General features: G+C 46.4%; 18 protein-coding genes. 17 read left to right on the top strand and 1 reads right to left on the bottom strand.

Features of this window, described 5'->3' with window-relative positions:
• Positions 1 to 15: 15 nt before the first annotated feature.
• Positions 16 to 579 (top strand): elongation factor P, encoded by a 564-nt coding sequence (gene efp, locus EML15_RS00795; RefSeq protein ID WP_144272959.1) that lies wholly within the window; start codon positions 16 to 18, stop codon positions 577 to 579.
• 68 nt (positions 580 to 647) lie between these two features.
• Positions 648 to 1,307: a transcription antitermination factor NusB gene (gene nusB / locus EML15_RS00790; RefSeq protein ID WP_255455966.1), complete on the top strand. Its 660-nt coding sequence runs from the start codon at positions 648 to 650 to the stop codon at positions 1,305 to 1,307.
• Positions 1,308 to 1,365: 58 nt separating this feature from the next.
• Here the strand turns inward: nusB and EML15_RS00785 are convergent, their stop codons facing one another.
• Complete coding sequence (locus EML15_RS00785) at positions 1,366 to 2,721, bottom strand: NAD-dependent epimerase/dehydratase family protein (protein WP_210471986.1); 1,356 nt, start codon at positions 2,719 to 2,721, stop codon at positions 1,366 to 1,368.
• A gap of 312 nt (positions 2,722 to 3,033) precedes the next feature.
• Between EML15_RS00785 and pyrR the strand changes: the two genes are divergently transcribed.
• The 15 genes from pyrR to EML15_RS00710 all read left to right on the top strand — a co-directional run bounded on the left by pyrR (position 3,034) and on the right by EML15_RS00710 (position 21,028).
• The gene (gene pyrR / locus EML15_RS00780; RefSeq protein ID WP_144272956.1) at positions 3,034 to 3,597 is read left to right on the top strand and encodes a bifunctional pyr operon transcriptional regulator/uracil phosphoribosyltransferase PyrR; all 564 of its coding nucleotides are present in this window, start codon (positions 3,034 to 3,036) and stop codon (positions 3,595 to 3,597) included.
• Positions 3,598 to 3,599: 2 nt separating this feature from the next.
• A complete protein-coding gene (locus EML15_RS00775; RefSeq protein ID WP_144272955.1) occupies positions 3,600 to 4,541 on the top strand; it encodes an aspartate carbamoyltransferase catalytic subunit in 942 nt (313 codons plus the stop codon).
• 32 nt (positions 4,542 to 4,573) lie between these two features.
• Positions 4,574 to 5,908: a dihydroorotase gene (locus tag EML15_RS00770; protein ID WP_144272954.1), complete on the top strand. Its 1,335-nt coding sequence runs from the start codon at positions 4,574 to 4,576 to the stop codon at positions 5,906 to 5,908.
• A 91-nt stretch (positions 5,909 to 5,999) separates the two neighbouring features.
• Positions 6,000 to 7,169, top strand: coding sequence for a glutamine-hydrolyzing carbamoyl-phosphate synthase small subunit (gene carA / locus EML15_RS00765; protein ID WP_144272953.1), 1,170 nt, complete (start codon positions 6,000 to 6,002; stop codon positions 7,167 to 7,169).
• A gap of 20 nt (positions 7,170 to 7,189) precedes the next feature.
• On the top strand, positions 7,190 to 10,561 hold the full coding sequence (carB, locus tag EML15_RS00760) for a carbamoyl-phosphate synthase large subunit (protein WP_144272952.1): 3,372 nt from the start codon (positions 7,190 to 7,192) through the stop codon (positions 10,559 to 10,561).
• A gap of 108 nt (positions 10,562 to 10,669) precedes the next feature.
• On the top strand, positions 10,670 to 11,509 hold the full coding sequence (pyrF, locus tag EML15_RS00755) for an orotidine-5'-phosphate decarboxylase (RefSeq protein ID WP_144272951.1): 840 nt from the start codon (positions 10,670 to 10,672) through the stop codon (positions 11,507 to 11,509).
• 285 nt (positions 11,510 to 11,794) lie between these two features.
• On the top strand, positions 11,795 to 12,118 hold the full coding sequence (gene mihF / locus EML15_RS00750) for an integration host factor, actinobacterial type (protein WP_144272950.1): 324 nt from the start codon (positions 11,795 to 11,797) through the stop codon (positions 12,116 to 12,118).
• A 3-nt stretch (positions 12,119 to 12,121) separates the two neighbouring features.
• On the top strand, positions 12,122 to 12,700 hold the full coding sequence (gmk, locus tag EML15_RS00745) for a guanylate kinase (RefSeq protein WP_144272949.1): 579 nt from the start codon (positions 12,122 to 12,124) through the stop codon (positions 12,698 to 12,700).
• A gap of 65 nt (positions 12,701 to 12,765) precedes the next feature.
• Positions 12,766 to 13,044 (top strand): DNA-directed RNA polymerase subunit omega, encoded by a 279-nt coding sequence (gene rpoZ, locus EML15_RS00740; protein ID WP_185967158.1) that lies wholly within the window; start codon positions 12,766 to 12,768, stop codon positions 13,042 to 13,044.
• A 101-nt stretch (positions 13,045 to 13,145) separates the two neighbouring features.
• Positions 13,146 to 14,381: a bifunctional phosphopantothenoylcysteine decarboxylase/phosphopantothenate--cysteine ligase CoaBC gene (gene coaBC, locus EML15_RS00735; RefSeq protein WP_144272947.1), complete on the top strand. Its 1,236-nt coding sequence runs from the start codon at positions 13,146 to 13,148 to the stop codon at positions 14,379 to 14,381.
• A 102-nt stretch (positions 14,382 to 14,483) separates the two neighbouring features.
• Entirely contained in the window at positions 14,484 to 15,713 is a 1,230-nt protein-coding gene (gene metK / locus EML15_RS00730) for a methionine adenosyltransferase (RefSeq protein WP_144272946.1), read from the top strand.
• 30 nt (positions 15,714 to 15,743) lie between these two features.
• On the top strand, positions 15,744 to 17,792 hold the full coding sequence (locus EML15_RS00725; protein ID WP_144272945.1) for a primosomal protein N': 2,049 nt from the start codon (positions 15,744 to 15,746) through the stop codon (positions 17,790 to 17,792).
• Positions 17,793 to 17,878: 86 nt separating this feature from the next.
• Positions 17,879 to 18,388, top strand: coding sequence for a peptide deformylase (def, locus tag EML15_RS00720; protein WP_144272944.1), 510 nt, complete (start codon positions 17,879 to 17,881; stop codon positions 18,386 to 18,388).
• A 59-nt stretch (positions 18,389 to 18,447) separates the two neighbouring features.
• Complete coding sequence (gene fmt, locus EML15_RS00715; protein WP_144272943.1) at positions 18,448 to 19,401, top strand: methionyl-tRNA formyltransferase; 954 nt, start codon at positions 18,448 to 18,450, stop codon at positions 19,399 to 19,401.
• On the top strand, positions 19,394 to 21,028 hold the full coding sequence (locus EML15_RS00710; RefSeq protein WP_144272942.1) for a transcription antitermination factor NusB: 1,635 nt from the start codon (positions 19,394 to 19,396) through the stop codon (positions 21,026 to 21,028). The genes fmt and EML15_RS00710 overlap by 8 nt, the downstream gene beginning before the upstream one ends.
• Positions 21,029 to 21,033 lie beyond the last annotated feature (5 nt).

The raw sequence follows: 21,033 nt of genomic DNA, 5'->3' as shown, positions 1-21,033 counted from the left end.
TAAGGAAGTTTTCTCGTGGCAACCACTGCTGATTTCAAGAATGGTCTTGTACTTAAGATTGATAATAAGCTACAGCAAATTATTGAGTTTCAACACGTAAAACCTGGTAAAGGTCCTGCTTTTGTACGTACCAAGCTCAAAGATGTGGTGTCAGGCAAAGTAACTGATAAAACATTCAACGCTGGTGTCAAGGTAGAAACAGCAACTGTTGATCGACGTGATATGAGTTACCTCTATAATGATGGATCTTCTTATGTCGTTATGGATGCTAAGACTTATGAGCAGCACGAACTTGCACCTCATCTTTTTGGTGATGCAGCAAAGTTCCTTCTGGAAAACACCACCGTTCAAGTTTCTTTCCATGAAGGTGAGCCACTATTTGCTGAGTTGCCTATTTCTTTGGATCTTCGTATCGAGCACACAGATCCAGGTTTGCAAGGGGATCGTTCTACCGGTGGTACTAAACCAGCTACTCTAGAAACTGGCGCTGAGATTCAAGTTCCATTGTTCATTGAGACTGGAAACATCGTAAAAGTTGATACGCGCGATGGCTCGTATATCTCTCGCGTCAATAACTAATCTCAACTCTGTGCACCATACTGGTGCACACGTTTCTATCCAAATAATTGAGGTCTGAGAATATTCCAGTGGAAGAAAAAAACAAAAAGGCTGGTGCTGCTGCACGTAATTTTAAGCGTCATGGATCACGCTATAAAGCACGTCGTCGTGCGGTGGAGATTTTGTTCGAGGCAGAAACTCGCGACGTAGATCCAGTTGCTATTGTGGCAGAACGGGTAGAGCTTGCTAAAGATCTCGACAATGCTGTCGCCCCTATTGCCGACTATACGCAGGTAATTGTGCAGGGAGTGGCCGAGGAACTCGATCGCATAGATGAGACAATTGCTGCGCATTTGAGCAATGAATGGGAATTAAGTCGTATCCCTGGCGTCGATAGAGCAGTGTTGCGTGTTGCACTTTGGGAGATGCTCTTTAATGAAGATGTCCCTCTGAAAGCGGCGCTTGTTGACGCAGTGGAACTTGCTTCGCAGTATTCGATCGATTCGGCACCAGACTATATTAATGGTTTGTTGGATACGATCATGAATAATATCGAAGAGGTTCGCTCCAGAGCACAAGAAGAAACACGAGACGGAGATGATGGAGAATCTCATGCGTCAAGTGATTCTGTAGACACTGATCTCGCTCATCTAGAGTTGGACGATAGCACTGTGTCGGCTGATGATGAAACGGCAGTGTCACAAGAAAGTGAGACTCCTGCTGCATCTGAATCAGAGAACTCCCTATGACGTGTTCTTGCTTAACGACGTGATCAATAGGCTATGAGTGGTTTCATAGCCTATTGATTTATTTTTGTGCGCTATAAAGTTGTTCGGTGCCTAACTCATGGGTAAGGGCAAGGTCGATCGTCGGATAGCGGAAAGTATGGTTGAGCTCTGTGAGTTTTTTGGACGTGGTTTTACTGTGGGAGAAAAACGACTTATCCCACGCAGTTGTACGGAATAGTGATTGAGGATTAAAGGCAGCAAAGGTAGGAAACGGAAGTTTGGCTGATTGCTTTACTGTGTGGCCTAAGTGCTGTACCAGTTGCTTTATCTGTATATTCTCTGGGCTTGATGCGTCAAGAATGCCTGAAATACTCTCATCAAGGATTACTCGCACATAGATATCAGTGAGGTCATCCATACTAATCCAAGAGAACCATGTTTCGTTGTTCATCAGTCGACTTCCTACGCCTAGACCTGCGGAAAACAGAGTTTTTAGTAGCGGAACAATGCCATGAGCACCACTGACGACAGTACTGCTGCTCACATAGGTTATGCGCATTGATTCCCTAGAATACTGAGAAAGGTAGTGTTGTAAGGCTTCTGGTTCAGTATGCGAATGATCAGCAATGATGACATTGGTGCAGCCATGCGCATGAGCATTATTGATCAGTAGCTCAGTTGCCTCATGCGATGTGGTATTTGTGGCATTTTTCTTTGGCTGTTGCGTAGCAAGATGGACTAAGACATCAACGCCTGTTAACAGATCATGTGCTGGACTATGAGGAGTCCAACAGCGATGTTCATTGCCGAGATCATGGGTATTGTGCTTTTTCTGATACTCGTTAAGCTCAATGACGTGATGACCAAGAGTATTTAACTGGGCAGCGAGTGCTCGCCCAAGCGTAGTTGTTGCTCCCGTGAGTGCAATGCGTAGTGGTAATCTGATGGCATCAGAGCATAAGAGTGGTATCTTTGTGCCAAAGAGCATATGAAAACGTTGTGCAGCAGTAATATCCTGAATGAGCTGGTGCTGTCGGTAAGCAAGGTAAGCAGTTATAGAGCGTAGGGGGAGTCTCGTCGATATAGTGTCGGTAATTTTTGTCGTCGGGAGTTGTTTTGTTTGCGTTGCGGAGGAATCGCTTGTGGCAAAAACATGGGTATGCCGCCAATGGGATAGGTGTCGAATAGGGGATGTTGTACACACATCACTAAAACAGTATCCCGATAGATAACCAGAAAGATCATAACGAGACTGCCACTTCAGACCGGCAGGAAGGTGATAGACAACAGTACCAGTAGATAAGGATGGGGTAATGCTATGGGGTGTGAAAGGATAAAAGCGGGGCATGAGCCTTGTTATGGCACCAGGTGCAGTATGCCATTGCCAAATAACATTGCGTTCCGCCGGCACATTATGGCTTATGCTATGCTCCATAAGTTTTCTCCTAAAAAGTTCTTTGGTCATAGTCTAGTATTTTTGCCCTGGTTTTCTACTGCCTTTGGGGATCTTTGTGCTCCTTTAGACGTCTTTGCGTATTAGGGAGCAGTTTTGTGCAAACAATGAAGCACGAGGAGCATGAATTCAGATAAGAGATTACACGTAGGTATGTATAGTGCTAGACTCAGAAAGTGATCTTGAACGCTCATATGTGAAGTGATGAGTTACGAGCTGTCATCAATATGAGTGATTCAGATACAGAGAAAATATCCTTTAACAGACCGCACTGAGAGGCGGGAAAGGAAACATATGCTTGATTCTTCGGTAGAAACTGTGCAGTTACTATCTGGTGAAGATGTGTCGCGCACTATTGCACGTATGGCTCATCAGATTATTGAGAAAACTGCTTTTGATGCTCCCGACGCTCCTCCAATTATTTTGCTGGGCATTCCTTCAGGGGGAGTGCCATTAGCACAGCGTTTAGCTGAGAAAATCACTGAGTTTAGTTCTCGGGAAATACCAGTAGGTTCCATTGACATCACACTCTATCGTGATGATCTTCGTGCGAAACCACATCGTGCTTTGCAGCCAACTAATATCCCTGCATCAGGAATAGATGGGGTGACTGTTATTTTGGTCGATGATGTGCTGTTTTCTGGACGCACAATCAGAGCTGCATTGGATGCTTTGCGTGATATTGGTAGACCAGAGCAAGTGCAGCTTGCTGTTTTGGTTGATCGAGGTCACCGACAGTTACCTATTCGTGCTGATTATGTTGGTAAAAATTTGCCTACGTCACGTCATGAAGATGTAAAAGTTCTCAGCAGCAGTATTGACGGCGAAGACGCTGTTGTTCTTACGAAGAGAGGTTAGCAATGAAGCATCTGCTTTCTATTGCGGATTTAAGTAAAGACGAGATTATTGCTCTTATGGATGAAGCTGATCGTTTTCGAGAGGCTTTAGCTGGTAGGGAATTAAAAAAACTACCTACGTTACGTGGTCGAACAATTTTTACACTTTTCTATGAGAACTCTACCCGTACGCGTTCTTCCTTTGAGACTGCCGGTAAATGGATGAGTGCTGATGTGATTAACATTTCTGCGTCTTCGTCGTCAGTGAAAAAGGGTGAATCTCTTAAAGACACTGGTTTGACTTTGAGTGCGATTGGTGCTGACGCAATCATTATCCGCCATCCTTCTTCGGGTGCTGCACAGCAATTGGCGCGCTGGGTGGCTCCCAATGGTCAGGGACCGAGCGTTATTAATGCTGGTGATGGTTCTCATCAGCATCCGACACAAGCATTGCTTGATGCAGTAACAATGCGGCAGCGCTTAGGCACCATTGAAGGGAAAAAAGTTGTGATTGTAGGCGATTGTTTACATTCACGAGTTGTTCGCTCAAATGTTGATGTATTGAGTAAACTTGGCGCTGATGTTGTTCTTGTCGCACCTCCGACGCTCTTACCACCTGGTATTGAAACGTGGCAGGTGCGTTTTTCTTATGACATGGATGCAGAGATAGATGATGCTGATGTGGTCATAATGCTGCGCGTACAGCAAGAGCGTATGAATGGTGGTTTTTTCCCATCACATAGAGAATATGCGACGCTGTATTCTATGAGCGAAGCTCGTGAAGCACGCCTAAAAGATGAGGCAATTATTATGCACCCAGGGCCTATGTTGCGTGGTATGGAAATTAATTTTTCTGTTGCAGACGCAGATCGAACAGCAATTCTCCAGCAGGTCAGTAATGGTGTTCATGCACGTATGGCGGTGTTGTTTAGCTTGCTTGCTAATTCTCAAACCCCAGGGTTTTAGCAGTGGAGAAACAGAATAAAGGACAACAGATAATGAATGATATTTCTCAAAGCTATCCTTCCACTGGTCAATTAGCACCAGCATATGATGGCACAGTTCTGATAAAGAACACTCGTATTTATGGTCAAGGAAAACCAGTGAATGTACTCATTACTAATGGAGTCATTACTGATATCGATAGTCACGTTGATCACGCCGATAAAATCATTGATGCCAAAGAGGGTGTCTTATTACCAGGTTTGGTAGATATGCATGTTCACTTACGTGAGCCTGGTAGAGAAGATACAGAAACAATTGCTACGGGTTCTTTAGCGGCAGCACGTGGTGGTTTTACTGCTGTGTTTACTATGGCTAATACCCAACCAGTGCTTGATCAGCCAGTAATTGCAGAGTCAGTATGGTACAAGGGGCAGAACATTGGACTATGCGACGTGCATCCTGTAGGTTCAATCACCAAAGATCTTGCTGGTAAAGAACTTACTGAGTTCGGTATGCTTGCGCGTAGTGACGCAAAAGTACGAATGTTCTCTGACGATGGAAAATGCGTAGACAATCCATTGATTATGCGTCGCGCTATTGAGTATGCCAAAGGTTTGGATGTGCTTTTGGCACAGCATTGCGAGGATTCTCGGCTTACTGAAGGTGCGGTGGCTCATGAAGGTCCTCATGCAGCACGTCTTGGATTGCGTGGATGGCCACGGGTGGCAGAGGAGTCGATTATTGCTCGTGATGCTATTTTGGCACGTGATTATGGTAATCGCATTCATATTTGTCATGCTTCCACTCAAGGAAGTGTCGAATTGCTGAAGTGGGCCAAGCAACAAGGCATTCCGATGAGTGCAGAAGTGACCCCACATCACCTTTTGCTTGACGACGAAAGACTCAGTGATTACGACGGCGTTAATCGTGTCAATCCACCGCTGCGTGAGCATAGTGATGTCATTGCTTTGCAAGAAGGACTACTTGAGGGGTGGATTGATTGCGTCGCTACTGATCATGCACCACATGGCAGTGAAGACAAATGTTGTGAGTTTGAGAATGCTAAGCCAGGAATGTTGGGATTAGAGACTTCTTTGGCAGTTATTGCGGAAGTTTTTGTCAAAAGCGGTAGGGCGGATTGGCGCTTTGTTGCCAAAGTAATGAGTGAAAATCCTGCTAAAATCGTGCGTTTGCCTGGTCATGGTCGTCCTATTCTTCCAGGAGAACCAGCTAATTTATGCATTGTGGATCCTGATTATTCGTGGCAGGTTGATGGGAAGAAGCTGGCGTCGAAAGCAAGTAATACTCCTTATGAAGGAATGTCATTTAGTACAAAGGTGACGGCAACAATTTTGCGTGGACACATTACTCATCATGTGGACGTGTAAGTGGCGGGTTACCCAAAAAGGAAATAATATAATTATTCAACTGCATATTATGTCTATATAATGTGTATTAACGCAGGAGAAAGGTGACGCAGTGACGTCCACTACACGATCTAAGGCTATTTTGGTTTTAGCTGATGGTAAAACATTTCACGGATTTAGCTTTGGCGCGACTGGTACTACTTTGGGTGAAGCCGTATTCAGCACCGCAATGACTGGCTATCAAGAAACACTGACTGACCCGTCGTATCACCGACAAATCGTAGTCGCAACTGCACCACAAATAGGTAATACCGGTTGGAATGATGAGGATAGTGAATCCCAAGGGGACAAAATCTGGGTCGCAGGTTTTGCTATTCGTGATCTCTCGGCACGGGTATCAAATTGGCGTGCGCAACGCAGTCTGGAAGATGAGATGATTGCTCAAGGGATTATCGGTATTTCTGGTATTGATACTCGGGCTTTGGTGCGCAGATTACGCAATTTTGGTTCCATTCCTGCAGGCATCTTTTCTGGTGAGCAAGCGCACAAGCCAGTAGAAGAATTAGTTGATATTGTGAAAAATCAGCAGCCAATGGCAGGCGCAGATTTGGCAAAAGAAGTGTCTACCACGCAGCCATACACAGTAGAAGCTGAGGGAGAACATCAGTACACTGTCGTAGCCTATGACATGGGAATCAAAACAAACACACCACGTAACTTTGCACAACGTGGCATTCGCACTATTGTCGTTCCTGCAAATACGCCATACGCGCAGATTGCGCAATATAATCCGGATGGCGTATTCATCTCTAATGGTCCAGGAGATCCAGCAACTGCCGACGAGATGGTAGCAATTGTGCAGGAAATTTTATCCCAACAGATTCCATTGTTTGGTATTTGTTTCGGCAATCAAATCCTTGGTCGGGCATTAGGGCTTAAGACGTACAAGATGAAGTTTGGTCATCGAGGAATTAATGTTCCTGTGCTCAATCATGTGACGGGAAAAATTGATATTACAGCGCAGAATCATGGTTTTGCTTTAGTTGGGGAAGCGGGCGATGTTTTCGATACGCCTTTTGGCAAAGCGCAGGTAACACATACCTGTCTTAATGATGGCACAGTAGAAGGTGTTGCTTTGTTGAGTGGATTGGCTTATTCGGTTCAATATCATCCTGAAGCTGCGGCAGGACCGCATGATGCTAATCCATTGTTCGATCAATTTTTTGACCTGCTTCGTGTTCATAAAGAACAAAGTGCCTCGCAGCAGAAATCACAAAGCTAAACCAACCAGGAGGAAAGAAAATGCCAAAGCGCAATGATATTAACCACGTCCTGGTTATTGGATCAGGACCTATTGTTATTGGTCAAGCCTGTGAGTTTGATTATTCGGGAACTCAGGCGTGTCGTGTGCTTAAAGAAGAAGGATTAAGGGTCACACTGATTAATTCTAATCCAGCAACGATTATGACTGATCCCGAGTTTGCTGATCATACTTATGTTGAGCCAATTCAACCAGAATATATTGAAAAGATCTTTGAGAAAGAGCAAGAACAAGGACATCCCATTGACGCTGTTCTTGCGACGTTGGGTGGGCAAACAGCACTCAACGCTGCTATCGCATTGGATCGTCGAGGCAGCTTAAAAAAGTATGGCGTTGAACTCATTGGTGCGGACATTGACGCAATTGAACGAGGTGAAGATCGCCAAAAGTTTAAGGACATCGTCGCCAAAATTGGCGGTGAATCTGCGCGTTCACGAGTCTGTCATAGCATGGAAGAAGTGCGAGAAGCTGTTGCAGAACTTGGCTTACCTGTTGTAGTTCGTCCTTCATTTACTATGGGTGGTCTTGGTTCGGGGCTTGCCTTTACTGATGCTGATCTAGAACGTATTGCTGGTGGCGGATTAGCCGCATCACCTGAGGCGAATGTGCTCATTGAGGAGTCGATTCTTGGCTGGAAAGAATATGAACTAGAGCTTATGCGTGATGGGGCAGATAATGTTGTAGTTATTTGCTCTATCGAAAACGTCGACGCGCTCGGTGTCCATACAGGTGATTCTGTTACCGTGGCACCTGCAATGACCCTAACCGATCGTGAATACCAAAAGATGCGCGATCAAGGTATAGCGATTATCCGGGAAGTGGGTGTAGATACGGGCGGATGCAATATCCAATTTGCACTTAATCCACATGATGGTCGTCTGATTACCATCGAAATGAATCCTCGAGTATCTCGTTCGTCTGCGCTGGCGTCGAAAGCAACTGGTTTCCCTATTGCGAAAATCGCGGCAAAACTTGCCATTGGGTACACTCTCGATGAGATTACTAATGACATTACTGGTACAACGCCTGCGGCGTTTGAGCCGACTCTTGATTATGTCGTCGTTAAGGCGCCACGCTTTGCCTTCGAGAAATTTGTTGGCGCGGACGACACCCTCACTACCACTATGAAGTCGGTTGGTGAGGCAATGAGTCTGGGACGTAACTATGTGAGTGCACTTTCTAAAGTTATGCGTTCCCTAGAGAATAAACAGAATGGTTTTTGGACCGTAGCTGATGAGGATTTTGCAGGCGATCGTGCTCATGATGTCCAAGCAGTGCTGGAAGATCTCAAGCGTCCTACTGAAGGGCGAATGTATGATGCTGAATTAGCATTACGGTTGGGTGCTAGTGTTGATCAAGTACACCAAGCATCAGGAATTGACCCTTGGTTCTTGGAAGAGCTACATACCCTTGTTAGATTTAGGGAAGAGCTTATTGGCGCAGAAAAAATTGATGCAGACATCATGCGTCGCGCAAAGTTTTTTGGTTTGTCTGATCATCAAATTTCGATTCTGCGTCCAGAATTAGGTGATGAAGAAGCTGTACGTCAATTGAGGTGGGAGTGGGATATCCATCCTGTCTTTAAGACGGTGGATACGTGTGCCGCGGAATTCGAGGCAACTACGCCATATCACTACAGCAGTTACGAACTGGATCCTGCTGCGGAATCTGAGGTGCGTGAGCAAAAAGAAAAAGAGAAAATCATTATTCTTGGCTCGGGTCCTAACCGTATTGGTCAAGGTATCGAGTTTGATTACTCGTGTGTTCATGCAGCCTTAGAATTATCTCGTGTTGGCTATGAGACTGTGATGGTCAACTGCAATCCAGAGACTGTATCTACTGACTATGACACAGCTGATCGTCTCTATTTTGAGCCACTCACTTTCGAGGACGTCATGGAAGTCTATCGGGCAGAATCTATTTCTGGCACGGTGGCAGGTGTTATTGTTCAGCTCGGTGGCCAGACACCACTACGTCTTGCAGCACGTCTGAAAGCAGCAGGGGTTCCAGTGATTGGAACGTCACCAGAAGCTATCGATTTGGCAGAAGATCGTGGTGAGTTCGGTGAGGTACTGCGTAAGGCTCATCTTCCTGCTCCTGATTTTGGTACGGCAACTACCTTTGATGAAGCCAAAGAGGTAGCGCAACGCATTGGTTATCCGGTGCTTGTTCGCCCTTCCTATGTGCTAGGCGGACGTGGTATGGAAATCGTTTATGATGAGCAATCTCTGCAGGATTATATTGAGCGTGCTACAGAGATTACTTCTGATCATCCGGTACTTGTAGATAGATTCCTTGATTCTGCTATTGAGATTGACGTCGATGCGCTATGCGACGGCACTGATGTTTATCTTGCTGGCGTGATGGAACATATTGAGGAAGCGGGTATTCACTCCGGTGACTCTGCTTGTGCTTTGCCACCGATGACATTGGGCGTGGAAGATATTGAAAAAGTGCGTCGATCTACCGAAGCATTAGCTCATGGTATTGGGGTAAAAGGTCTGATCAATGTGCAGTATGCTCTCAAAGATGATGTGCTTTATGTTATTGAAGCGAATCCACGTGCTTCACGTACTGTACCGTTTGTTTCTAAAGCTACGGGGGTTCATCTAGCTAAAGCTGCATCACGTATTATGACCGGCAGTTCCATTGCACAACTCAAAGAAGAGGGGTTGTTGCCTACGAGCTATGATGGTGGTTCTTTACCACTAGAATCCCCTATTGCAGTGAAAGAGGCAGTGATGCCTTTTACGCGCTTCAGGTATCCTGATGGCTCGATGATGGACACTTTGCTAGGTCCAGAAATGAAATCTACTGGCGAGGTCATGGGACTAGCTGATAATTTTGGTGCAGCATACGCTAAAGCAGAATTAGCATCCTTTGGTGCATTACCGACGCAAGGTACTGTCTTTGTTTCTGTTGCTAACAGGGATAAACGCACACTTATTTTCCCTATTCAGCGCTTAGCTTCATTGGGCTTTAAGCTCCTTGCTACTAGCGGTACGGCAGCGATGCTGCGTCGCAATGGCATTGAATGTGAAACAGTATTAAAGCAATCTGAAGTAGCAGCCAAAGGCGATGTAGCTGAACAAGAACACCAGTCCATTATTGATTTGATTAATGCTGGAAAAGTGGATTTGATTCTTAACACTCCGGCTGGTTCTTCGGGTGCTCGCAATGATGGTTATGGTATTCGTGCGGCAGCGGTCAATGTTGATGTAGCGCTTGTTACCACGGTTCAAGGCGTGACAGCAGCAGTGCAGGGCATTGAGGCGATCCGCAATGGTGGATTCCATGTGCGTGCCTTGCAAGAGCTTGATCATGCGCATAATGACGTTCCACATTCTGCATAGCGTGTAGGGGTTATATGTTGGAAGCCGCAATCATCTTAATAATTAAGGGGTGCGGCTTGTCTGTTTGGATAGAACAGCAATGGAGATATAGGGGTAAGGCGGTCAGGTATGGAAAAAGAAACTTTTGGCGATAGGCTTGTTGCTGCTGGCAGAAGATATGGAAAATTATGCGTAGGAATTGATCCACACCAAGAGCTACTAGGGCAGTGGGGCTTGTCGACGGATCTATCAGGCTTGCGAAAGTTCAGTGAGATATGTGTTGCGGCTTTTTCTGACACAGTTGCATTGGTGAAACCGCAAGTAGCTTTTTATGAGGCGTATGGTTCTGCTGGATTTGCTGTTTTAGAGCACACCATTGCCCAGCTGCGGGAATCAGGTACTTTAGTGCTTGCCGACGCCAAACGCGGGGACATTGGTTCGACAATGGCAGGATACGCTCATGCGTGGCTATCGGAAGACTCGCCACTATGTTGTGATGGTGTAACTGTATCGCCTTTTTTGGGATACGGTTCTCTAAAACCTGTTCTTGATCTAGCTAGGGAGCACAATAAAGGTGTTTTCGTTTTGGCTGCTACTTCTAATCCTGAAGCTCGGGAACTCCAAAGCCATAGTGATGTGCAAGGAAAAACAGTTTCGCAGCATATTGTGGATGAAGTTGCTGCTACCAATGAGGTGGAGAAGGCCAGTGGGCACTATGGAAATGTGGGAGTTGTAGTGGGAGCAACATTATCCCACTCCCAAGCGCCAACATTAGAAAAACTGCATGGTCCCATTTTGCTGCCTGGTGTTGGTGCTCAAGGTGCAACGGCGAGAGATGTTGAATGTTTGACCAAAGGGGTATCAGAATTAGCTTTCCCTAACGCATCTCGATCTATTTTAGCTGCGGGACCTGATGTAGCAGCTATGCGTGCTGCGATAAAACAATTAGTTGCTGACTTGGAGCAGTGAGATATTAAAATGCCAGGTCACTTTCATTTTTTCCATAGCTATTGACCTGGTGTTTTGTGATTAAAATGGTCTGTTACCTAGACTTTTATAAAATAGTGCTACACTATTGTGAGCACTGACAATATATTAGGTGGCTAGTAATACTTAAAAATTGATTCTTTTCATATGAATCTCTATGGAGTGTTATGTTTTCACTTAGGTGTAAGTCTATGTATTGTTGGTTGATGACGTTTTTACGTCGTCGTTTAACTTGTAAATGAAAAATTGTGTGAATCGGAGGAACTCATGGCCCTTCCCCAGTTAACAGACGCGCAGCGTAAAGAGGCTTTGGCGAAAGCAGCTGAGGCTCGTAAGGCACGTGCAGAGCTAAAAGAACAGCTTAAGCGTGGTGACGTTACTCTCAAAGAGGTACTTGATAAGGCATCTACCGATGAAATTATCGGTAAGACCAAAGTGTCTGCTCTTCTTGAGTCTTTGCCAAAGGTGGGCAAAGTGAAGGCTAAAGAAATCATGGTTGAGCTCGAAATCGCTCAGACTCGTCGTTTGCGTGGTTTGGGGGATCGTCAGCGTCGTGCTCTTCTTGAGCGTTTCGGTTTTTCTGAGGACTAATCCGTGAATGGCGATAACCTACCCGGGCAGTTAGTTGTTTTAGCTGGTCCTTCGGCGGTGGGGAAGTCCACAGTGGTTCATCGCCTACGAAAGGAAATTCCTCATCTCTATTTTAGTGTTTCCATGACTACCAGGTCGCCTCGTCCTGGCGAAATAGACGGTGAGGATTATTTCTTCGTTACTCCAGAAAAGTTCCAAGAACATATTGATCGCGGTGAAATGCTTGAATGGGCAGATATCCACGGTGGTTTACAACGTTCTGGAACACCAGCTTATCCAGTGGATCAAGCCTTGGAGCAAGGACGACCAGTTCTTGTTGAGGTTGATCTAGTGGGGGCGCGTAATATAGCAGCAATGAAACCAGAAGCGGAAACTGTGTTCTTGGCGCCACCGTCGTGGGAAGTTCTTGTAGAACGCTTAACCGGTCGTGGTACTGAAGCTGAGGATGTTATTGCGCGTCGCTTAGAAACAGCAAGGACAGAGCTTTCTGCCCAAGATGAGTTTAAGCATATCATCGTCAATGACAGTGTTGATGATGCTGTAGCACAGATTCGTAGTATTCTTCTTGGAGAGCAAAACTAAAGTTGTTTTGCGGGAGAGATACTCATACTAATTGATATTTTGTAGAAAAGGTGACTGTGAGTAACGTGACTAACGTGACCAACAGCAATGAGGGTGTTTTTGACCAGCCAATTGGTATTACGGCGCCACCTATTGATGATCTCCTTAAGCGAGTGTCATCAAAGTATGCATTGGTGATTTTCGCTGCAAAGCGTGCTCGCCAGATTAATAGCTATTATCAGCAGGCTGATGAGGGTGTATTCGAGTTTGTCGGTCCGCTCGTTACTCCAGAAGCACAAGAAAAGCCATTATCAATCGCGTTACGTGAGATTGAGTCTGGTTTGCTGGATCATGAAGAAGGCTAATTTTTCTTAGTCTTTTTACTAACCACCACAAACTGGTGCGATGTGCACTAGACTTGTGGTGGTTTTTATATTGTGCGTATGTGTTTTAGTTAGTGAGTGATATGGAATCCACACGATCGGTAGTAGTAGGTGTTGCTGGTGGAATCGCAGCGTATAAGGCATGTCATATTATTCGAGCCTTTAAGGAAAAAGGTGATGATGTTCATGTTATTCCAACTCCAAGCGCATTGAAGTTCGTCGGTAAAGCTACTTTTGAGGCGCTGTCGGGTAATCCGGTATCTACTGAGGTCTTTGACGCTGTTGAGCAAGTACGCCATGTGCACCTTGGTGCTGATGCAGATTTAGTGGTGGTTGCTCCAGCGACAGCTGACTTTATGGCTCGAGTCGCTGCGGGTCGAGCGGATGATTTATTGAGTGCTACGATTCTGATGGCAACGTGTCCTGTGGTTTTTGCACCAGCAATGCATACGCAAATGTGGGAAAATCCTGCGACGATAGCAAATGTGGCTACGCTACGTTCTCGAGGAATAAGCGTGTTAGAGCCAGCTGATGGGAGATTGACCGGTAAAGATTCTGGTGCTGGGCGTTTGCCTGAGCCAGAGCAAATCGTGCAACTTGCTGAGGCTGTCGTGCATGGCGTGACGTTACAACCAACGCTGCACGGCAAAAAAGTAGTCATTTCCGCTGGGGGTACTAGGGAAAATATCGATCCAGTTCGTTTTATCGGTAATTATTCTTCTGGGCGTCAAGGCTTTGCTTTGGCGGAGATCGCTGCACAACGTGGCGCGCAGGTGCAGATAGTAGCGGGAATGACTGAGCAATTGCCATTGCCCAGTGGTGCTGAATTGATCAGAGTGCAATCAACGCAGCAAATGGAGAAAGCAATTAATGAACATAGTTATGATGCTGATATTGTCATCATGGCTGCTGCCGTATCGGATTTCAGACCGGAAAGCACAGCAATGGCGAAGCTGAAAAAAGGTATGTCTGATGATGCGTTGCGCCGTATTGAGCTGGTGGAAAATCCAGATATTCTTAAAGGGTTAGTTGAGCGTCGTCAAGCGCAAGAACAATTGGGTGACCAAATAATTGTTGGTTTTGCTGCTGAGACAGGTGATGCTACGCATAGTGCTTTGGACTTAGCTAAGCGCAAACTCATGAAAAAAGGATGCGATTTCATAGTTTTTAATGATGTTTCTGGAGGAAATGTTTTTGGTCGCAGTGATAATCAGGGTTTTTTGCTGGGGGCACGAGGAGATGTCACTCAAATTCCACTAGGTACTAAGTTGGAAGTGGCTGCTCGCATTTTCGATAAGATTGAAGAAGCATTGGGATAATTTTTGCAAAATTAGACAGCTTGGTCTAATTTTGAGGAAGTGCTTTGTATAGCACCCGCATTTTTGCTCTTGGTAATTTTTTATTGTGTAAGGATTTAGGACGTGACACAGAACTCCCAGGCACATCAGTTCCGCCTCTTCACCAGTGAATCCGTAACTGAAGGGCACCCAGATAAAATCTGCGATGCTATTTCAGATAAGATTCTCGATGCTTTGTTGAGCGTCGATCCGCAGGCAAGAGTTGCAGTAGAGACTCTCGTGACCACTGGACAAGTACATGTTGTTGGTGAGGTAAGAACATCAGGATATGTAGAAATCCCTAAGCTGGTTCGTGATACCCTCGTCGGAATTGGATTTACGTCTTCTGCGGTAGGATTTGATGGCCAGACCTGCGGCGTTAATATAGCAATTGGTGAGCAATCAGCGGAAATTGGCTCGGGAGTAGATACATCACACGAAATTCGATCTGGTGCCAAAGCTGATGCAGATAATCAGGTGGGTGCTGGCGATCAAGGACTCATGTTTGGGTACGCGTCTAATGAAACGCCAGAGTACATGCCACTACCGATTGCACTTGCGCACAGGTTAGCGCGCAGATTAACACAAGTGCGTAAAGAACATATTGTCAGCCACCTGCGCCCAGACGGAAAAACACAGGTGACTCTCGCTTATGATGAAGCTGGCAGACCTGTGTATCTGGACACTGTTGTGGTTTCTACGCAGCATGATCCAGAGGTGAGTCAAGACTGGTTAGAAGCGCAGATTCGTGAACACGTTGTGGATTGGGTTTTCCAAGAAGCAGGAGTACACCATTTACTTCGTGAGGATTACCAATTGCTGGTTAACCCTTCTGGTTCCTTTGTCTTGGGTGGTCCAATGGGAGATGCAGGACTTACTGGGCGCAAAATTATTGTCGATACGTATGGGGGCATGGCACGACACGGTGGCGGTGCGTTCTCCGGTAAAGATCCAAGTAAAGTGGATCGCTCTGGTGCTTATGCAATGCGTTGGGTTGCTAAGAATATCGTTGCTGCAGGTCTTGCTGACCGGGCAGAAGTACAAGTAGCGTATGCTATTGGCCGTGCTGAACCAGTGGGTCTGTATGTCGAAACATTTGGTAGCGCAAAAGAAAACCTTACGGATGTGCAAATCCAACAAGCTGTGCAAAAAGTGTTTGATTTACGTCCAGCTGCCATTATTCGAGATCTTGATCTATTGCGTCCGATATATGCAGGTACAGCTGCATATGGTCATTTTGGTCGTACTGATCTTGATCTTCCTTGGGAAAAAACTGATCGTGTTGAGCAATTACGCGAGCAACTTGGACTATGATCTGCTTCCACAATAGGTACAATACGTACCATGCCTAGCACCCGACAGCTTGCGCCGACCGCACCGATAGCGAGTATCTTGCCTTTGCTTGGAGTCGCTCATCTTGATAGAGCATTCGAGTATTATATCGATTCTGAGCAGGATAAACTGGTGCAAGCAGGAGTCCGGGTACGGATAAAGTTTCACGGTAGATTAGTCGACGGCATTGTGCTGGATCGTCACGGACAGGCTCAGCATAAGGGGCAACTGCGTTGGATTGAACGAGTTATTTCGCCAGAGGTAGTTTATCCTGCACAACTTAAGCAGCTTATCGACGCTCTCACTGTGCGTTATGGCGGTATTACTTCAGATTTAATTCGATTAGCTATTCCAGCACGTCATGGTCAGGCAGAAAAAAATCATACGTGCAGTGATTGGGAAGATCATGGTCAGGTGACCGAGCCTGATCTGTCACCTTGGATGAGTTATGTCTATGGTTCTTCTTTTGTAGATGCAGTTTTAGCAGGAAAAATAGCACGTGCCGCATGGCAAATAAGACCAGGAGATGATTGGGCGCATACCCTGGCACCACTGGCAGTCAAGGTTGCTAAAGATGGTGGTGGAGTGCTGATTGTCCTGCCTGATCAACGTGATGTTGATAAGCTCAAGGAACAACTCAAGCGGTATGTTGCGGCAAAGCACATCACTGAGCTTAGTGCTTCTTTAGGACCACAAGCGCGTTATCGACGCTATCTCGATATAGTGCATGGTCATGCTCGGATTGTTGTCGGTACGCGGAGTGCGGCTTTCGCACCACTGCATAATTTACGACTTGTGGCTATCAAAGATGATGGCGATGACAATCTTGTCGATCAACGTGCGCCTTATGTTCATAGTAGAGAAGTGCTCAGCACCCGTTCTAGTCAGCAACAATGTTCTTTTTTGGCTTTCTCCCATACCCGTACGGCAGAGATGCAGATGCTTGTAGAATCAGGGTGGGCGCATGATTTAGTTGCCGATAGAACAACAATCCGGTCAGCTATGCCGCACATTCATGCAGCCGCTGATTCTGACTATGCCCTAGAGCGTGATCCTCGCGCTCAATCCCTGCGCATACCGTCGATTGCCTTTGGGGCGATAAAAAAGTCTCTAGATCGTGGTGCACCTGTTCTTATCCAAGTCCCGAGAAAAGGATATGTGCCGACCCTGGCATGTGCGTCGTGCAGACATGGTGCTCGGTGCAGACATTGCAATGGGCCACTGGGGATCATAGCGAATACAAATCCTCACAAAGGCTTGAGCATCGAAGGTTCATCTGTTCCACAATGTCGGTGGTGTGGACGCTTTGATAATCATTTTCGCTGTTCACAATGCGGTTCGGCACGTTTAAGAGCTGTGGTGTTGGGCACCAATAGGACTGCCGAAGAAATTGGTCGAGCGTTCCCCCAAGTAAAGGTTATTACGTCGGGAGGGAATAAAATTGTTGCGTCCATCAAAGCCGAACCTTGTATCGTTGTCAGCACACCAGGAGCAGAACCTGAGGTAGATGCTGGTCGTTACGGGGTCGCTTTGTTGCTTGACACGTGGGCTTTATTGGGCAGACAACAATTGCGAGCAGCCGAGGATGCGTTAGCAAAATGGGCATATGCAAGTTCGTTGGTTATGGCTGCAGCACAGGGAGGTGAGGTAATTATTGTTGCCGATCCGGGATTAGCGCACGTTCAGGCCTTGATTCGATGGGATATGATCGGAATAGCACATCGAGAGTTGGCTCAACGCGCAGAAGTATGTTTCCCACCGGTTTATGCTATGGCAGCTATCGACGGACCAGTACATGTTATTGATGGGTTCGTGAAGAGTCTGAATCTACCAGACACAGTCCAAATACTAGGACCAGTTGATTTACCACCTGGCGTTAAAATACCTGGTGCTGATTATGATGAGGCTGAATATGGGCAGCCACAGCGCATTTTGTTGCGAACCATACGCGATCCACAAAAACCATTAGGCGCATTATTGCGTGCAGGGCTTGCAGCTCGGTCAGCAAAGAAAGCACAACCTATTGTTCGAGTCCAAGTTGATCCGATCTATATCGGATAGTTGGGTTTTAGCCTTTGGATAGGCGTCGATAAGCGGTAGGATATGACGGCAGTAGACTATGCATAAAAAGAAAGAGTACGAGAAAAATGACCATCCTTGATATTCGTCTGTTCGGCGATCCTGTACTTAATACTCGAGCACAAGAAGTAAACGTATTCGACGATAATCTAGCTACGCTTATCGACGATATGCTCGAGACTATGGATGATGCTGGAGGAGTAGGACTAGCAGCAAATCAAGTCGGAGTACTCAAAAGAGTTTTTGTTTATGACTGCTCCCACATTGAAGCTGGATTGCGTGGGCATATTATTAACCCAGTTTGGGAACCAATTGGAGAAGAAACCCAAACAGGGACAGAAGGGTGCTTATCCATTCCCGATATTTCATTTGACACAAAGCGCTGGGAAAAAGTTAAAGTAACCGGAGTGGATGTCAATGGCTCACCTGTATCAATGGTGGCATCAGGGCTAATGGCACGATGTATTCAGCATGAGACTGATCACCTTGATGGTGTGCTATTTTTGCGTAAGCTCAGCCCAGAGTTACGCAAAGAAGCTATGGCGCAGATACGACAGTCGCAGTGGTTTAATAACTAATTCCTCGTGTACAACACGCGGTAGAAACAAAAGACATAAGTAGGGAATAGACAGAAATTATGCGTCTTATTTTTGCTGGAACACCTCAGCCAGCTGTTGTTGCTTTAGAAAAGTTACTAGCCTCAGAACACGAAGTGGTGGCCGTGCTGAGCCGACCAGATGCTCCCCGCGCCAAGCGTGGACGAACACTGTACCCTTCGCCAGTTGCAGCATTAGCCCAAGAGCATGGCATTGAAATCTTAAAACCACCGACGCTCAAAGTAACCGATCCTAAAGCACAGGAAACCTACCAGCGGATAAAAGAGTTATCAGTTGATTGTATCCCTGTGGTTGCATACGGAAACCTTATCCCAGCTCAATTGCTTGATGTTGTCCAGCATGGTTGGGTTAATCTTCATTTCTCACTTTTGCCTGCATGGCGAGGTGCTGCCCCAGTACAAGCGGCACTTGCAGCTGGGGATACACACACAGGGGCAACGACGTTTCGGATAGATGAAGGTTTAGATACTGGCGATATTCTCGGCAGTATTACTGAACCCATTGCACCTACAGATACTGCAGATGATCTCCTGACGCGTCTTGCTTACCAGGGTGCGACGCTTTTGGTCGATACTATGGACAAGTTAGCTGCCGGTGAGATTGTGCCGCAACCACAGCAAGGGCAGCCAACATACGCGCCAAAAATTCTTAGTACGCACGCTCAGATTGATTGGACACAACCAGCTGATGCTATTGAGCGACGCATTCGAGCAGTAACTCCTGCACCTGGTGCGTGGACCATGCTTTCTGGTCAGCGCATGAAAATTGCGCCTGTTACTCAGCTAACGAACCAAGCGACGCTTTCTTTAGAACCGGGCGCATTGGTGATTGAAAAAAATAAGGTGTTTGTTGGTACTGGGACTGATCCTGTGTTGTTATCGCAGATCCAAGCTCCAGGGAAAAAAATGATGAATGCTTCGGATTGGGCGCGTGGCTTGAAAGACACTGAAGGGTTAGTTTTTGAGTATGAATAACGCAGATAAGAGCAACAAAAGCACCGGCGGTTTTCGCTCTCGTAGCCGGGGCAATAACGCCAAGAAGCAATCACAACACGAGCACTCCTTAAGCAGCAAACAGAATAATACTGCGGAGCGCACTAGGCGTAGTACACAAACGAGATCTACTCAGCGTGGTTCTCATACATCGCATAGTTCAGAACTCAGGAGCATATTTCGCGGTGTTGATTTACCCCGTGCAGTTGCCTTTGATGTGCTATACCGAGTGGATGTCGATCAGGCATTTGGCAATTTGATTTTGCCTAAATTATTGCGTGATGAAAAACTCAGCGGTCGTGATGCGGCTTTTGCAACCGAACTTACTTATGGCACTTTACGTAGCTTGGGTGTGCTTGATGCGATTATTCGTCATTGTGCTTCGCGAGAATTAAAGAGCATTGATACTGGTGTGCTCAATGCAATTCGTTTAGGCGCTTATCAGATTATGTTCACCAGGGTTGAAGCTCACGCAGCTGTCGATACATCAGTACGTATCGTCGAGTGTATTGGGCAAGGAAAAGCTAAAGGTTTTGCTAATGCAATTTTGCGCACTATTACGCGTACTGAGCCTCAAGAGTGGTTATCACGACTAGAGCCCAGTGACCCCATTGCTGCACTAGCTTTTCGATATGCACACCCTGAATGGATTGCACGCAGTTTTGCACGTAGCTTAGGCATCGATGATTATGATGGTCCACAGCTTTGCACTGAGTCGCCTGAGAACAATGCAGCACTGGAAGAATTGGCAGTGGCTTTAGAAGCTGATTCACAGCGCCCAGGTGTCCATCTGGTTGCATACCCTGGGCAGATAAGTGCTGAGGAGTTGGCGCTCATTGTTGGTGGCGAGCAAGGACACTATTCGCCTTATGCTGTGTATTTAGATTCGGGAGATCCTGGGAAAATAGAAGCAGTGCGTCAAGGTTTAGCTGCAGTGCAGGACGAGGGCAGTCAATTGATTGCACGTGCTTTGGTCAATGCACCGGTGCGTGGACAGGATAATGGTCGATGGCTTGATTTGTGTGCTGGACCAGGTGGAAAGACTGCAACTATCGCCTCTTTAGCTCGTATCGATGGGGCTTTTGTTGATGCTGTAGAAATATCGGCTCACCGTGCTGAATTAGTGCGCAAACACGTCCGTGATTTACCTGTAAAAGTACACCAGGCAGATGGTAGAGATAGTGGTTTAACGCCTGGTTATGATCGAGTCCTCGTTGATGCACCATGCTCTGGTTTAGGGTCTTTGCGACGCCGACCAGAGGCCAGGTGGCATAAACAAGAGGAAGAGATAGCAAATCTGGTGAAATTGCAGGGCGAACTATTGGCAGCTGCAGTAGCTCTTACCCGTGTTGGCGGTGTGGTGGTTTATTCTACGTGCTCTCCTGATGTGCGTGAGACACGAGAGATTGTCGAGCAGGCTGTGGCAACATTGCCTGTGCGGGAGATCTCAGCACATGACCTTGTCGCTGACCTTCCTCATACCGGGGACGATTTATCAGTACAGTTGTGGCCACATCGACATGGCACCGATGCTATGTTCTTTGCTGTTTTGGAAGTGATAGAGCCTGCTGCATCGCACCCAGTGAATGAGAACTCGGTAGTAGGATAGTGGAT

This window comes from Corynebacterium sp. sy017, from assembly GCF_017918135.1.
Classification (GTDB): domain Bacteria; phylum Actinomycetota; class Actinomycetes; order Mycobacteriales; family Mycobacteriaceae; genus Corynebacterium.
Note: the sequence above shows the minus strand (reverse complement) of the source record. Positions and strands in the feature narration are given on the sequence as shown.

Excerpts from the sequence above, each read along its gene's own strand:
- EML15_RS00785 (WP_210471986.1), bottom strand. The coding sequence starts at position 2,721 with ATGGAGCATAGCATAAGCCATAATGTGCCGGCGGAACGCAATGTTATT.
- pyrR (WP_144272956.1), top strand. The coding sequence starts at position 3,034 with ATGCTTGATTCTTCGGTAGAAACTGTGCAGTTACTATCTGGTGAAGAT.
- EML15_RS00775 (WP_144272955.1), top strand. The coding sequence starts at position 3,600 with ATGAAGCATCTGCTTTCTATTGCGGATTTAAGTAAAGACGAGATTATT.
- EML15_RS00770 (WP_144272954.1), top strand. The coding sequence starts at position 4,574 with ATGAATGATATTTCTCAAAGCTATCCTTCCACTGGTCAATTAGCACCA.
- carB (WP_144272952.1), top strand. The coding sequence starts at position 7,190 with ATGCCAAAGCGCAATGATATTAACCACGTCCTGGTTATTGGATCAGGA.
- pyrF (WP_144272951.1), top strand. The coding sequence starts at position 10,670 with ATGGAAAAAGAAACTTTTGGCGATAGGCTTGTTGCTGCTGGCAGAAGA.
- mihF (WP_144272950.1), top strand. The coding sequence starts at position 11,795 with ATGGCCCTTCCCCAGTTAACAGACGCGCAGCGTAAAGAGGCTTTGGCG.
- coaBC (WP_144272947.1), top strand. The coding sequence starts at position 13,146 with ATGGAATCCACACGATCGGTAGTAGTAGGTGTTGCTGGTGGAATCGCA.
- EML15_RS00725 (WP_144272945.1), top strand. The coding sequence starts at position 15,744 with ATGCCTAGCACCCGACAGCTTGCGCCGACCGCACCGATAGCGAGTATC.
- def (WP_144272944.1), top strand. The coding sequence starts at position 17,879 with ATGACCATCCTTGATATTCGTCTGTTCGGCGATCCTGTACTTAATACT.
- fmt (WP_144272943.1), top strand. The coding sequence starts at position 18,448 with ATGCGTCTTATTTTTGCTGGAACACCTCAGCCAGCTGTTGTTGCTTTA.
- EML15_RS00710 (WP_144272942.1), top strand. The coding sequence starts at position 19,394 with ATGAATAACGCAGATAAGAGCAACAAAAGCACCGGCGGTTTTCGCTCT.